Below are 12,960 nucleotides of genomic sequence, written 5' to 3'. Positions count from 1 at the left end.
TTAATGGGCGTCAGCCATGCTGCGCTCATGACCGAAACCGCCGACCCTGTTCGCAGAAAGCTGACGCAGGAAGACGTCGATGCGATCTGCATCAAGCACGACCGCCTGTGGCAGGCGAAGCCGGGCGGCGCACGTGCGGTCTTCGCCTGGATGGACCTGTCGGGCCTGACGCTGCGGGGCCGTAACCTGGCCGACGCCGACTTCGCCGCCGCCTGCCTGATCGGCTGCGACATGACCGGGGCGCGGTTGGACAACGCCAACTTCTTCGGCGCCGACATGCAGGACATCAACCTGACCGACGCCAGCCTGCGCCGCGCCGACCTGCGCGGCGCCTGCCTGCGTGGAGCGGACCTGTCGGGGGCGGACCTGTTCGAGGCCGATCTGCGTGAGGGTGCGATCGCCGCCGCGGATTCCCGACTGGGTTACCGCGTGGTCGAGGCCCAGAGACGCACGGACACCCAGGCCCAAGGCGCCAGCTTGGTTGGGGCCAATCTGCAACGCTCGCGCCTGACTGGGGTCGTGGCGGTCGCCGCCGACTTCACCGACGCGGTGATGAAGGATTGCAAGCTGGTCCGCGCGAACCTGAAGCAGGCCAGTTTCCGGGGCGCCGACCTGGCGGGCGCGGACCTGTCCGGCGCCGACCTGTCCGGCGCGGACCTGACGGATGCCGTCCTGGTCGGGGTGAAGGCCGCCATGTGGCGCACCGATGGGGCGAACATGGAGGGCGCTCTGACCGACAGCCGTCCGGCGGGCGAACCGGTCAGCCGCATGCCCGCCGCCGAAATGCTGCGGGATCACGCCCAGTGGTGCGAAACTGGAGGCGCGGAGGGAAAGCCCTCGGTCTTCGACGGCGTCGATCTACGCCCCCTGGAATCCATTCGGGGCCTGAACCTGACGGCCCTGTCGGCCAAGGGTGCGGTCTTCTACGGCCTGGACATGGAAGGGGTGCAGCTCCAGGGCGCTCAGCTGGAGGGCGCGGACCTACGTTCCGCCAACCTGCGTCGGGCCGATCTGCGCGGCGCTCGCCTGTCTCGGGCCAAGTTGAACGGTGCGGATCTGCGCGAAGCCCAGTTGGGGCCTTTGATGCTGGGCGCCGACAGGCTGCTTCCGGCTGATTTGTCCGGGGCTGTGCTGCGCGGAGCCGATCTGTCGGGGGCCGACCTGCGGCGCGCGGTTCTTTCGGGCGCCGACCTCAGCCGCGCCGTCCTGCACGGCGCCCAGACCAAGCAGGCCGACTTCGCCGGCGCCCAGACCGGCGGCGCGCGCGGGCTGGACCTGTCCGATCTCAGGATTTTCGCCGCCTAGGATCGGACATGAAAAAAGGGGCGACGCGAACGCCGCCCCTTCCTGGTCATGGCTTCAGGCTGCGGATCAGGCCGCCTTCTTCGCCTTTTCGACCTTGGCGGCGCCTTCGATCAGGGGCTTGGCGGTCGTCGCGATATCGATGCGACGGGGCTTCAGGGCCTCGGGCAGCTCGCGCTGGAGATCGATGGACAGGAGGCCGTTCGACAGGTCCGCGCCCTTGACCACCACATAATCGGCCAGTTGGAAGCGGCGCTCGAAGTCGCGCTCGGCCAGGCCGCGATGCAGATAGGTCTTCTGCGGAGCGCCGTCGTCGTTGGCGGCCTTCTTGCCGGTGACGGTCAGGGAGTTTTCCTTGGCCTCGATGTTCAGCTCGTCAGGCGTGAAGCCGGCGACGGCGATCTCGATGCGATAGGCGTTCTCGCCGGTCGTCTCGATGTTGTAGGGCGGCCAACCGTTCTCCTGGCTGGAGCGCGCGGCGCTTTCCAACTGGCGGGCCAAACGGTCGAAGCCGACGGCGGAACGGTAGAGCGGCGAGAAATCATAGGTACGCATGGGTCATCCTTCTGACATTCAGCAAGGTTGAGCCGCCCGGCGATTGCAGCCCCGGACGACGTGGGTTTCAGTCCTGGCGGTCCGCATTCGGCCCCGCCGGGTCTGGAGAGCCCGGGATCGGCGCTCTCGAAGAAAGAGGTAGGCGGGCTTTTTCGTCGCGCAAGGGGCGCGCAAAATCGTCGCTTGCACGCATCCGTGCCTTGCCGAGGCCGCGAAGCGCCGTATGGGTTTCAGGATTCCTTTTTCGGGACAGACCGGAGCCCCCCATGCGACCCCTCGTCCTCGCGGCCCTGCTGACGGCCGCCATCGCTTCTCCCGCCCTCGCTCAGAACGCTCCGGCTGCGACCGCCTTGCCGCACCGCCAGGGCCTGTCGATGGAGATGCCGACGCTTCAGGAGGATGCGGCGCTTCAAGCCGCCGTCGCTTCGACCACGCGTCCGGAAGCCGACCGCGCCCGCGACGGTCAGCGCCATCCGTTCGAAACCCTGACCTTCTGGGGGCTGCACCCGGCGATGACGGTGGTGGAGATCGAACCGGGTCGCGCCGGATGGTGGCGCAACATCCTTGAGCCTTACGCGGCCGCGACCGGCGGCCGCTATGTCGCCGTCGGCCGCCCGACCGAGGGCATGGGCGTGCCGGACGGAACGGCCGACATGGTCGTGGTCGCCCGCGCCTTCCACAATTGGTCGCGCGACGGACGGGTGGAGCCCTATCTGGCCGCCTTCTTCAAGGCCCTGAAGCCGGGCGGCGTCCTGGCGGTGGAGCAGCACCGCAGCAAGGAAGGGGTGAACGTCGCCGAGGTGGCCTCGACCGGATACGTGCCGGAAAGCTGGCTGATACACGCCGCGCGCGCCGCCGGGTTCGAGCTCGAGGCGCGCAGCGAGCTGAACGCCAATCCCAAGGATGATCACGATCACCCCTTCGGCGTCTGGACCCTGCCGCCCACGCGCACGTCCCAGGGCGAGGGGCGAACCCTGACGGCCGAGGAGCGGGCCGCCTTCGACGCCATCGGCGAGAGCGATCGCATGACCCTGCGCTTCCGCAAGCCGGGCGCGGCGGACTGATGACGTCTGCGCTTTTGACGCTGGCGCAGAAGCGCCTTAAGCCCGACCTAGTGACCGGATCGACGAAAGGAGGCGCGCATGTCTGAGCGATCGACGCGACGCGCTGTCCTGGCGGGGGCGTGTATGGCCGCCTTCGCGGGCTTGGCCGCTTGCGGCAAGAAGGAAGACAAGGCGGCGCCGACGCCCGAAGCGCCCAAGGGGCCGCCCGAGGGCTCCCTGGAATGGGCTGTGGCCGGAACCTGGCGTTCGGCCGCCGACAAGGCGCGCGATCCCTGGCGCCATCCGATTGAAACCCTTCGCTTCTTCGGCCTCCAGCCCAAGATGACGGTGGTTGATTTCTGGCCCGGCAGCGGTTGGTACACCGAAATTCTGGCCCCCTATCTGAACAAGGGCGGCGGAACCCTGTATCTGGCCGGCTTCGTCGAAGGTCCCGCCGCCGATCCGGCTCAGATCGCCATCAACAACGCCCTCAAGGCCCGGCTTGAAGCCGACAAGAAGCTGTACGGCCAGGTCCAGTTCAGCGCCTTCGGCCCGGCCACCGGGCCGGTCGCGCCGGCGGGCACGGCCGACATGGTCCTGTTCATGCGTTATATCCACGCCTGGATGGCGGCGGGTCTGGCGGAAAAGGCCTTCGCCGACGCCTACGCCGCCCTGCGCCCCGGCGGGATCTTGGGCGTCGAGCAGCACAGGCTCCAGCCGGACGAGGATCAGGACCCGGCGGCCGCCAACGGCTATGTCCAGGAATCCTTCGTCAAACAACTGGCGGCAGAGGCCGGCTTCACCTTTGTCGAGGCGTCGGAGATCAACGCCAATCCGGCGGACACCAAGGATCATCCGTTCGGGGTCGAGACCCTGCCGCCCACTCGCCTGTCTGCGCCGGCCGGCCAAGTCGGCGACCCGGCCTTCGACCGTTCCAAATTCGAAGCGATCGGCGAGAGCGATCGCATGACCTTGAAGTTCAGGAAGCCCGAGTGAACCGCGCCACCGCCTTCGCCGCCCATGCGCCCCTGATGGGGGTTCCCGGCGCCGCGTCGCCTCCCGGAGGCGAAGGCGACTGGTTCCGCGGGGCGGGCGGGCTTCGCTTGCGCGCCGCCCTTTGGCGGCCGTCGGCCCTGCAGGCCAAGACGCCGCGCGGCACGGTGGTGCTCAGCCCCGGCCGGACTGAACCGCTCGAGAAGTATTTTGAGATCATCGGTAACTTCCTGGCGCGCGGCTTCTGCGTCCTGGCGCACGACTGGCGCGGCCAAGGATTGTCGGCGCGCTTGTTGCCCGATCGTCTGCGGGGCCACGCCCGGGCGGTCGAGGAGTTCCTAGACGACTACGCGCGCCTGCTCGACGCCTATGAGACGCGAGCGCCCAAGCCCTGGATCATGGTCGGCCATTCCATGGGCGGCTGCCTGAACCTGTTGACGCTGGAGTCCGGCGAAAGCCGTTTCGTCGGCGCCGTCCTGTCCAGCCCCATGCTGCGCATCAAGACCGGCAAGCGGTCCATGTGGTCGGTCAAGCTGGCGGTGCGCTGGAACCTGCGGCACGGCAAGGCGGGCGACTATGTGCTGGATGATCCGGACGATCCCTTCGACCATAGCTTCGAAAAGGACGCCCTGACGTCGGATCAGGCCCGCTATGATCTGTGGCGTCAGCAACTCTACGCCTGTCCGCACCTGGCCATCGGCGGCCCGACCTGGGGGTGGCTGGCCTTCGCCCTGGATGCGGGGGAGCGGGCGCTGAAGCCACGCGCCTTGAAGGCGGTGAAGATACCCGTCTGCGTGGTTCAGGCGGGCGAGGACGACAAGGTCTGGAAACAGACCAACCGCTGGGCGGCGCGCCGTCTGGGGCGCGGCCGATATGTCGAGGTTCCGGAGGCCCTGCATGAGGTGATCATGGAGGCGGATCCGTTGCGGAACGTCTTCCTGGAAGAGTTCGACGCCCTGGCCGACTATGTCGCGCCGTCCGCTGGGAAACCTGCGGGGCCGGCTCCGGAAAAGGGCGTCTAGGCGCCCTTCAGCACGGCGAGCGCCTGGTCCGTCAGTGCGGGATCGCCGACGGCCAGGATGCGGCCGTCGCCGTCGGGTGATCGGCCGTCCCAGCCAGTGACGCGCCCACCTGCAGCTTCGACGAGGGGCCACAGGGCCGACCAGTCCCAGACTTTCAACTCGCTTTCGGCCACCAGGTCGATCCGACCCGCCGCGACCATGGCGTAGGCATAGGCGTCGCAACCGAAACGGGCCAGCCGCGTCGCCGCTCTCAACCGGGTCCAGGCCTCGCGATCGGCTCCGACGAAGATGTCGGCGTCGGTCGTGGCGATCAGGGCGTCCGACAGCGCTGGACAGGCGCGGGTCTTGAGCGGGGTCTCCGTCCCGTTCCGCAACATGCGCGCGCCGGATGGCCCGCCCAGGAAGACTTCGCCCAGGTAAGGCTGACCCACGGCGCCGATGGTCGGCCGTCCTTCGCGCCGCAGGGCGATCAGGGTGGTCCACAGGGGCAGGCCGGCGATGAAGGCGCGGGTGCCGTCGATGGGGTCCAGGATCCAGACATGTTCGGCGTCCGGCCGGTCTTCGCCATACTCTTCGCCGATCACCCCGTGGTGCGGGTAGCGCTCAGCGATCAGACGGCGGATGGCGGCTTCGGCCGCGCGATCGGCTTCGGTCACGGGGTCGAAGGCGCCGGGACCGGCCTTGTTCTCCTGCGTGAAGTCGCCGCGGAAAAAGGGCAGGGCCGTGCGCGCGGCCTCTTGCGACAGTTCGACGGCGAAGGATTCCAGTTCGGTCATGGGGGCGGGATACACCGCCCGCCGCCTATGAGCGAGAGGAAGAGGCTTCGTCAGGCCGCTTCCCGACGTCCTGCATGGTTCAGGGCCGGCGTCGGCGCCTCACGCTGGCGGCCGATGGTTTCCGGCAGGCCGTCGTAGAAGTAGCTGACAGGCGTCTCCAGGGCCTCGGCCAATTCCCACAGGCGGGCGGCCGAGATGCGGTTGGCGCCGCACTCGTATTTCTGGACCTGCTGGAAGCGAACGCCGACCTGGACCGCCAGCTGTTGCTGGGTCAGGCCCAGAAGGCGGCGGCGGCGGCGTAGGCGACGGCCCAGATGCAGATCGATTTCGGCGGCCATCAAGGCCCTCCCTTGTCACGCCCTGTGCCGGATCGGCACGTCAGGACGAAAACCTGCAAACCGCGCGCCGACTTCGCCTGTCGCGCGAATGGTCGAGCTTATTCGAACGCAAAGAGCAACCGTGCGTCGTGCGGCGCATTAACGGTCAAGACATCCTGTCATATCGAAACGGAGGGATCGCATGAGCGGATTTGGATTCATCGCCTGGATCATCATCGGCATCGTCGCCGGATGGCTGGCTGAAAAGATCATGAAACGGAACCACGGCCTGGTCACCAACCTGGTGGTCGGCGTCGTCGGCGCCCTCATCGGCGGCTTCCTGGCCAATAATCTTCTGGGCGTGGACGCGGCGGGGAACTGGATCGTGGGCATCATCGTGGCGACCGTGGGCGCCGTGGTGCTGCTGTTCCTTCTGGGCTTGATCAAGAAGCGGGCCTGACCCGCCTGGTTCGACCAGCAAAAAAGGGGCGGCCCTTGGGACCGCCCCTCTTCAATTCGTTCGCCAAAGCTTGAAGGATCAGGCGTGAGGCTTGTCCGGGGTGGGCGCGGCGGCGTCCGGATCGGTCGGATCCGTGGGCTCCGTCGGCTCATTGGAATCGACCGGCGGGGTCGCGGCCGGGGCTTCGCCTTCAATCGGGGCGGCGGACTGGAAGTCGCTCAGGCTGGCGTTGACCACGATGTCCGAGCCTTCCTGGCGGATGCCGGCCACGGGGACGGGACGCACGACGCCGTCGGCGCCGCGGACGGTCAGTTCTTGACCATTGGCGCCGTTGCGCGCGCCGACCAGCTTGCCGAGTTCCGAACCGTCGGCGCTCTTGACCGTGGCACCTGGATTCAGCGTCAGGCTCTGGGGTTGGGCCGGGGCTGCTTCAGCGGGGGCGGGTTCGGTCTGCGTCGCAGCGTCCTGGGCGAGCACGGGAGCGGCGAAGAGGAATGCGCCGGCGATGCCTGTCAGCAGGGCGGTTTTACGGATCATGAAACTACTCCGGGATAGACGAGCGACGTGCTCGCGAAAAGGTGAACACGTCACGTTCCGGATTGTTTCGACCGTCCAGAAATGACCTTTTCAGCGCCATAAACGACCGATTCTCGGTCTATGACGGATCATGAGCCTAGGACTGGATGAATGAGCGGCGGGAAGCGAAAGAGCGGAGGCTTGGCGCGGATCGTCCAGCGGTTGAGCGGACTGGCCTATGAGCTGACGCCTCAGGTCTTCGCGGTCGCCTCCTTCGCCCTGGGGGCGGTGATGCTGCTGTCGGCGGTGACGCCGGCCTTCAGCGGGCGGCTGCAGGCCCTGGATCGCCTCACCCCGCCCCTGTTGATCGACCTGTCCCACTTCGCCGCCAGCGTGACGGGCTTCATGCTTCTGCTGATCTCGGCCGGGCTGTGGCGACGCCGACGCGGCGCCTACTACGCCGCCCTGTTCGGCCTGATGCTGGGCGCGGTGTTTTCCCTGCTGAAGGGCCTGGACTGGGAGGAGGCGGCCGAACTGACCCTGGCCGCGACCCTGCTGTTGCCGTGCCGCGAAGCCTTCAATCGCCGGTCGCGTCTGGGCGAACCCCTGCGGCCGGGCTGGCTGTTGATGCTGGCGGCGGCCGTGGCGGCCATGCTGTGGCTGGGCTTCTTCGCCTATCGCGATACGGCCTACACCGATGAGCTGTGGTGGACCTTCCTGACGGACAAGCAGGCCTCGGGCTTCCTGCGCGCCGGGGCGGTCCTGGCCATACTGACCCTGGCCGTGGCGGTGCGCTCCCTGCTGACGGCGCCGGGCGCGCGCAGTCACCGTCCGGCCGGTCCGGTCGATGTCGAACGCGCCGGCGCCGCCCTGGCCCAGGCCGACATGGCGACGCCGGAGGCCGGTCTGGCCCTGCTGGGCGACAAGGCCCTGTTGTTCAGCCCGTCGGGGCGCAGCTTCATAGCCTATCGCGTCCGGGGACGGCGGTGGATCGCCATGGGCGAACCGGCGGGATTGAGGGAAGAACGTCTGGAGCTTCTGTGGTCCTTCGCCGAAATGGCGGACAGCTACGGCGGGGCGCCGGTCTTCTACTCGGTCGGCGAGGGCATGCTGGCGGACCTGGCCTCCCTGGGCCTGGCGGTTCGCAAGGTGGGCGAGGCGGCGGTGATCGACGCCGCGAGCTTCTCGACCGAGGGCAAGGGCAAGCAGAATCTGCGCACGGCCGTGAACCGGGCCGAGCGCGAAGGCGCGAGCTTCGAGGTCCTGGCGCCCGGCGCGGTGCGTCCGCTGGAGGCGGAACTGCGCGCTGTGTCCGACGCCTGGCTGGACCACCACAACGGGTCGGAGAAGGCCTTTTCCCTGGGGCGGTTCGACATCGACTATCTGGATCGTTCGCCGGTCGCCGTGGCGTGGGAGGAAGGGCGCATCGTCGCCTTCGCCAACCTGCTGGTCGGGGCGCAGGGCGAAGAGGCGATGATCGACCTGATGCGGCATGACCCGGAGGGGCCGCACGGGATCATGGACTATCTGTTCACCCGTACGGCCCAGTGGGCGCGAGAGCAGGGCATGGCGCGGCTGGACCTGGGCATGGCGCCCCTGTCGGGCCTGGAGAACCGTCGCCTGGCGCCCGTCTTCGCCCGCGTCGGCGCCCTGGTGTTCGAGGAGGGCGGGGCTGTCTACGGCTTCCAGGGTCTACGCGCCTACAAGGCCAAGTTCAGCCCGGATTGGCGGCCGAAATTCATCGCCGCGCCCACGACTACGCCCCTGGCCATGGCCTTGCTGGACGTCGCCCTGCTGACCAGCGGCGGCTGGTTGGGGCTGCTGGGATTGAAGAAGTAGGGGTCTGTCATCCCTCTCCCATCGGGAGAGGGAATAGGGCGGGCCTCAAGCAGCCCGAAGGTCGGTAGGCCCCAAAAAGAAAGGCGGCCCGGGCGGGCCGCCTTTGCATTTTCAGCAGGCTTGTCGGGATCAGTCCGGCTTGACGCGCTTCTTGCGGAAGGAGGGGTTCAGCACCTGCTTGCGCAGGCGGATCGACTTGGGCGTGACCTCGACCAGCTCGTCTTCCTCGATGTAGGCGATGGCCTGTTCCAGCGACATCTGACGCGGCGGGGTCAGGCGCACGGCCTCGTCCTTGCCGGCGGCGCGGACGTTGGTCAGTTGCTTGCCCTTGATCGGGTTGACGTCCAGGTCGTCCCAGCGGCTGTTCTCGCCGATGATCATGCCCTGATAGGTCTTCTCGCCGGCGCCGACGAACATGACGCCGCGGTCTTCCAGGTTCCACAGGGCGAAGGCGGCGGTTTCGCCGTCCGAGTTCGAGATCAGCACGCCCTTCAGACGGCCGTCGATGGCGCCCTTGTGCGGCTCGTAGTGGCTGAAGACGCGGTTCAGCACGCCCGAACCGCGCGTGTCGGTCAGGAACTCGCCCTGGTAGCCGATCAGCGAGCGCGACGGGCACTTCAGCTGGATGCGGGTCTTGCCGGCGCCCGACGGACCCATGTCGGTCATCTCGGCCTTACGGGCCGACAGCTTCTCGATGACGATGCCCGAGAACTCGTCGTCCACGTCGACCATGACGTCTTCGATCGGCTCCAGCTTCTCGCCGTTCTCGCCGGTCTGGAAGACCACGCGCGGACGCGAGATCGAGACTTCGAAACCTTCGCGACGCATGTTCTCGATCAGGACGCCCAGTTGCAGTTCGCCGCGACCGGCGACCTCATAGGCGTCGCCGCCTGCGGTGGTCGTGACACGGATGGCGACGTTGGCCTCGGCTTCCTTCAGCAGGCGGTCGCGGATGACGCGCGACTGGACCTTGTCGCCTTCGCGGCCGGCCAGGGGGCTGTCGTTGACCGAGACGGTCATGGAGATGGTCGGCGGGTCGATCGGCTGGGCGTCCAGCGGCTCGGTGACTTCCATGGCGCACAGGGTGTCGGCCACGGTCGCCTTGGACATGCCGGCGATGGCGACGATGTCGCCCGCTTCCGAACCTTCGTCCAGGGGCTGACGCTTCAGGCCACGGAAGGCCAGGACCTTGGTGATGCGGCCGCGCTCGATTTCCTTGCCGTCGCGATCCAGGGCGTGGATGGCCATGCCGGGAACGGCCTTGCCGCTTTCGATGCGGCCGGTCAGCAGGCGGCCCAGGAAGGGGTCGCTTTCGATCAGCACGTCCAGCATGCGGAAGGGCTTGTCGCGGTTGGCCTGAACGGCGGGGGCGGGCACGTGGTCGACGATCAGGTCGAACAGGGGCGCCAGGTTGTCGTTGGGCTGGTTCAGATCCAGCGTGGCCCAGCCGTTGCGGCCCGAGGCATAGATGTGCGGGAAGTCGAGTTGCTCGTCCGTGGCGCCGATGGCGGCGAACAGGTCGAAGGTCTCGTTGTGGACGCGGTCCGGATCGGCGTGGGCGCGGTCGACCTTGTTGATGCAGAGGATGGGACGCAGGCCCATCTTCAGCGCCTTGGTCAGCACGAACTTGGTCTGGGGCATGACGCCCTCTTCGGCGTCGACCAGAATGACGCAGCCGTCCACCATGCCCAGGATGCGCTCGACCTCGCCGCCGAAGTCGGCGTGGCCGGGGGTGTCGATGATGTTGATGCGGGTTTCGCCGGCCTTGCCGTTCCAGAGCACCGAGGTGCACTTGGCCAGGATGGTGATGCCGCGCTCTTTTTCCTGGTCGTTGGAGTCCATCGCCCGTTCGGTCGTGGCCTCATTGGCGCGGAAGACGCCGGACTGGGCCAGCAGCTGATCGACCAGGGTCGTCTTGCCGTGGTCAACGTGGGCGATGATAGCGACGTTACGAAGGTTCATTTCGGGCTCGGGCGGACTGTGTTCGGTCACGGAAGGTCCGCGCCGCTGCAAAAAGATTGCAGGATAGGGAAGGGTTCGGGCCGCCTCTTACAGGGATGTGCGTCGAAACGCCAGAGCAGGCCCTTCAGGTCGTCGATCCGAGACGCCAGGCGGTGTCCTAGCCCAGGGGCAGGACGGCGATGGCGATCAGGGCCAGGGCGCCGATCATCAGGGCCGACAGGGCGGCGACCGCGGCTACGCGCGGCCCGGCCCGGACCACGGCCCGGGGATCGACCGTCAGACCCAGGGCGGCCATGGCGATCAGGGTCATGGCCGTGACGCCGCTCTGCAGATGCGGCAGGGCCGTCTCGGGGATCATGCCGGCCGAGCGCAGACCCAGCAGGGCCAGGAAGACCAGGATGAACCAGGGCGCCATATGGTGCAGTTTCGGTCCGCGACCGGTTTCGCTTTTCTTCGAGCGCATCAGGCCCAGGGTCAGGCAGATCGGACCCAGCATCAGGACGCGAACCAGCTTGACCACGGCGCCGGTCTGGATCGCAGCCAGGCCGGCGGGAGCTGCGGCGGCCAGAACCTGGGGCACGGCGTAGACGGTCAGGCCCGCCAGGACGCCGACACGCGTCGCGTCATAGCCCATCAGGGCGCCGACGGCGGGAACCAGCAGGACCACGGCTATGCCCAGGACGGCGGTGAAGCCGATGGCGGCGGCCACGTCCTCGCCCTCGGCCTCGATGACCGGGGCGACGGCGGCGATGGCCGAGTTGCCGCAGATGGCGTTGCCGCAGGCGACCAGCAGGGCCATGGCCGGCGGCAGGCCGAAGGCTCGGCCCAGGGCGTAGCCGCCCAGGACCGCCAGGATCACCACCCCGACCACGGCCAGCAGCATGACAGGGCCCAGGGCCATGACCGCGGCGCCGGAGACGGTGGCCCCCAGCAGGGCGACGGCGACCTCCAGCAGGGTCTTGGCGCTGAAGGCGACGCCCGGCGTCCATAGGCTGGACGGCGTCCAGAACAGGCGCAGGACCGCCCCGCCCAGGATGGCCAGGACCAGGCCCTCGACCCAGGCGCGGCCGAACAGGTTCGCCTCGACATGTTGCAGTCCGAAGGCCGCGGCGGCCACCGTCGCGCTGAGCAGGACGCCCGGCGCCAGGCGGGCCGGCAGGCTCAAGGGGCCGTTGAGGGGCAGGCGCGTCGGAGCAGGATGAAGGGCGGTCGACATGACGCCGCATCCTCTGCTCCGTTAGCTGATCAATCCAACGGATAGTTCTGGACTTAATAATCGACAAAAACGATCAATAGCTCATGACTCTGGAACAACTTCGCATCTTCGTCGCCGTGGCCGAGCGCCAGCACATGACGCGGGCGGCCGAGGCCTTGAACCTGACCCAGTCGGCGGTCAGCGCGGCGGTGGCGGCGCTGGAGGCGCGGCATGGCACGCCTCTGTTCGACCGGGTCGGGCGGGGTCTGGCCCTTAATGCGGCGGGCGCGGCCTTTCTGCCTGAGGCGCGGGCGGTTCTGGCGGCGGCCGAGGCGGCGAGCCAGGCCCTGGATGATCTGGCCGGGTTGAAGCGCGGCGCCGTGCGGCTGTTCGCCAGCCAGACCATCGCCGCCTACTGGCTGCCGCCGCGCATGGCGGCCTTTGCTCGCGCCCATCCCGAGATCGAGCTGCACCTGTCCATCGGCAATACGCACCGAGTGATGGAGGCCGTGCTGGACGGCGAAGCCGAACTGGGCCTGATCGAGGGAGCGGTCGAGGCGGCCCGGATCGGCAAGGTCCGGATCGACGCCGACCGGCTGGCGGTGGTGGCGGCGCCGGATCATCCGCTGGCCGGGCGAGGAGAAGCCCTGACCGGCGCTGAGCTGAAGGCCCTGGACTGGGTGCTGCGTGAGGAGGGGTCCGGCACCCGCAGTGAGTTCGAGGCGGCTCTGCCGCGCGGCGTGGCGGCGTCCAGCCTGAAGACCGTCCTGACCCTGCCGTCCAACGAGGCCATCCTGTCGGCGGTGGCGGCGGGCGGCTTGGTTACGGCGATTTCGGAACTGGCCGCCCAGCCCCTGATCGAGGCGGGGCGGCTGGTTCGTCTGCCGCTCGATCTGCCCGAGCGGCCGTTTCATCTGCTGCGCCACCGCGAACGGCGGCCCAGCCGGGCAGCGGAGGCTTTCGCCTCCGCGCTCTAGTCA

The 12,960-nt window shown here is 68.3% G+C and carries 12 protein-coding genes and 1 pseudogene; 7 read left to right on the top strand and 6 right to left on the bottom strand.

The features are described from left to right. The first annotated feature begins 27 nt into the window (after positions 1 to 27). Complete coding sequence (locus tag ABIE19_RS09730; protein ID WP_354088973.1) at positions 28 to 1,305, top strand: pentapeptide repeat-containing protein; 1,278 nt, start codon at positions 28 to 30, stop codon at positions 1,303 to 1,305. A gap of 66 nt (positions 1,306 to 1,371) precedes the next feature. Here ABIE19_RS09730 and ABIE19_RS09725 read toward each other — a convergent pair whose 3' ends face one another. Continuing rightward, positions 1,372 to 1,857 carry an Hsp20 family protein gene (locus ABIE19_RS09725; RefSeq protein ID WP_354088972.1) on the bottom strand — a complete coding sequence of 162 codons (486 nt, stop codon included), beginning with the start codon at positions 1,855 to 1,857 and terminating at the stop codon, positions 1,372 to 1,374. 266 nt (positions 1,858 to 2,123) lie between these two features. Here ABIE19_RS09725 and ABIE19_RS09720 point away from each other — a divergent pair, with 266 nt between their 5' ends. The 3 genes from ABIE19_RS09720 (at position 2,124) to ABIE19_RS09710 (ending at position 4,915) form a co-directional block, all read left to right on the top strand. Continuing rightward, positions 2,124 to 2,921 carry a class I SAM-dependent methyltransferase gene (locus tag ABIE19_RS09720; protein ID WP_354088971.1) on the top strand — a complete coding sequence of 266 codons (798 nt, stop codon included), beginning with the start codon at positions 2,124 to 2,126 and terminating at the stop codon, positions 2,919 to 2,921. 78 nt (positions 2,922 to 2,999) lie between these two features. Further along, positions 3,000 to 3,896, top strand: coding sequence for a class I SAM-dependent methyltransferase (locus tag ABIE19_RS09715; protein ID WP_354088970.1), 897 nt, complete (start codon positions 3,000 to 3,002; stop codon positions 3,894 to 3,896). After that, positions 3,893 to 4,915 carry an alpha/beta fold hydrolase gene (locus ABIE19_RS09710; RefSeq protein WP_354088969.1) on the top strand — a complete coding sequence of 341 codons (1,023 nt, stop codon included), beginning with the start codon at positions 3,893 to 3,895 and terminating at the stop codon, positions 4,913 to 4,915. Before ABIE19_RS09715 ends, ABIE19_RS09710 begins: the two co-directional genes overlap by 4 nt. Here the strand turns inward: ABIE19_RS09710 and hisN are convergent. Next, positions 4,912 to 5,691: a histidinol-phosphatase gene (gene hisN, locus ABIE19_RS09705; RefSeq protein WP_354088968.1), complete on the bottom strand. Its 780-nt coding sequence runs from the start codon at positions 5,689 to 5,691 to the stop codon at positions 4,912 to 4,914. The two genes, ABIE19_RS09710 and hisN, sit on opposite strands and share 4 nt — an antisense overlap. 116 nt (positions 5,692 to 5,807) lie before the next feature. Continuing rightward, positions 5,808 to 6,029 (bottom strand): annotated as a pseudogene (locus ABIE19_RS09700) (helix-turn-helix domain-containing protein); the annotation flags it as partial. Between the two features lie 181 nt (positions 6,030 to 6,210). Between ABIE19_RS09700 and ABIE19_RS09695 the strand changes: the two are divergent. Further along, positions 6,211 to 6,468 carry a GlsB/YeaQ/YmgE family stress response membrane protein gene (locus ABIE19_RS09695; protein ID WP_354088967.1) on the top strand — a complete coding sequence of 86 codons (258 nt, stop codon included), beginning with the start codon at positions 6,211 to 6,213 and terminating at the stop codon, positions 6,466 to 6,468. Positions 6,469 to 6,546: 78 nt separating this feature from the next. Here the strand turns inward: ABIE19_RS09695 and ABIE19_RS09690 are convergent, their stop codons facing one another. Further along, the gene (locus ABIE19_RS09690; protein WP_354088966.1) at positions 6,547 to 7,005 is read right to left on the bottom strand and encodes a superoxide dismutase; all 459 of its coding nucleotides are present in this window, start codon (positions 7,003 to 7,005) and stop codon (positions 6,547 to 6,549) included. 180 nt (positions 7,006 to 7,185) lie between these two features. Between ABIE19_RS09690 and ABIE19_RS09685 the strand changes: the two genes are divergently transcribed. Then, on the top strand, positions 7,186 to 8,823 hold the full coding sequence (locus tag ABIE19_RS09685; protein WP_354088965.1) for a phosphatidylglycerol lysyltransferase domain-containing protein: 1,638 nt from the start codon (positions 7,186 to 7,188) through the stop codon (positions 8,821 to 8,823). Between the two features lie 129 nt (positions 8,824 to 8,952). On the opposite strand, the gene typA is transcribed toward ABIE19_RS09685, so the two are convergent. Continuing rightward, a complete protein-coding gene (gene typA / locus ABIE19_RS09680; protein ID WP_354088964.1) occupies positions 8,953 to 10,785 on the bottom strand; it encodes a translational GTPase TypA in 1,833 nt (610 codons plus the stop codon). 157 nt (positions 10,786 to 10,942) lie between these two features. Beyond that, positions 10,943 to 12,001: a YeiH family protein gene (locus tag ABIE19_RS09675; protein ID WP_354088963.1), complete on the bottom strand. Its 1,059-nt coding sequence runs from the start codon at positions 11,999 to 12,001 to the stop codon at positions 10,943 to 10,945. An 83-nt stretch (positions 12,002 to 12,084) separates the two neighbouring features. Here ABIE19_RS09675 and ABIE19_RS09670 point away from each other — a divergent pair, with 83 nt between their 5' ends. After that, a complete protein-coding gene (locus tag ABIE19_RS09670; protein WP_354088962.1) occupies positions 12,085 to 12,957 on the top strand; it encodes a LysR family transcriptional regulator in 873 nt (290 codons plus the stop codon). Positions 12,958 to 12,960 lie beyond the last annotated feature (3 nt).

Source organism: Brevundimonas faecalis, assembly GCF_040549405.1.
Classification (GTDB): Bacteria; Pseudomonadota; Alphaproteobacteria; order Caulobacterales; family Caulobacteraceae; genus Brevundimonas; species Brevundimonas faecalis.
The sequence above is the reverse complement of the archived record's forward strand: the minus strand, read 5'-3'. Positions and strand labels throughout refer to the sequence as shown.

Coding starts and splice junctions, on each gene's coding strand:
- hisN (WP_354088968.1), bottom strand. CDS start 5,691: ATGACCGAACTGGAATCCTTCGCCGTCGAACTGTCGCAAGAGGCCGCG.
- ABIE19_RS09675 (WP_354088963.1), bottom strand. CDS start 12,001: ATGTCGACCGCCCTTCATCCTGCTCCGACGCGCCTGCCCCTCAACGGC.
- ABIE19_RS09730 (WP_354088973.1), top strand. CDS start 28: ATGACCGAAACCGCCGACCCTGTTCGCAGAAAGCTGACGCAGGAAGAC.
- ABIE19_RS09695 (WP_354088967.1), top strand. CDS start 6,211: ATGAGCGGATTTGGATTCATCGCCTGGATCATCATCGGCATCGTCGCC.
- ABIE19_RS09715 (WP_354088970.1), top strand. CDS start 3,000: ATGTCTGAGCGATCGACGCGACGCGCTGTCCTGGCGGGGGCGTGTATG.
- ABIE19_RS09720 (WP_354088971.1), top strand. CDS start 2,124: ATGCGACCCCTCGTCCTCGCGGCCCTGCTGACGGCCGCCATCGCTTCT.
- ABIE19_RS09670 (WP_354088962.1), top strand. CDS start 12,085: ATGACTCTGGAACAACTTCGCATCTTCGTCGCCGTGGCCGAGCGCCAG.
- typA (WP_354088964.1), bottom strand. CDS start 10,785: ATGAACCTTCGTAACGTCGCTATCATCGCCCACGTTGACCACGGCAAG.
- ABIE19_RS09690 (WP_354088966.1), bottom strand. CDS start 7,005: ATGATCCGTAAAACCGCCCTGCTGACAGGCATCGCCGGCGCATTCCTC.
- ABIE19_RS09725 (WP_354088972.1), bottom strand. CDS start 1,857: ATGCGTACCTATGATTTCTCGCCGCTCTACCGTTCCGCCGTCGGCTTC.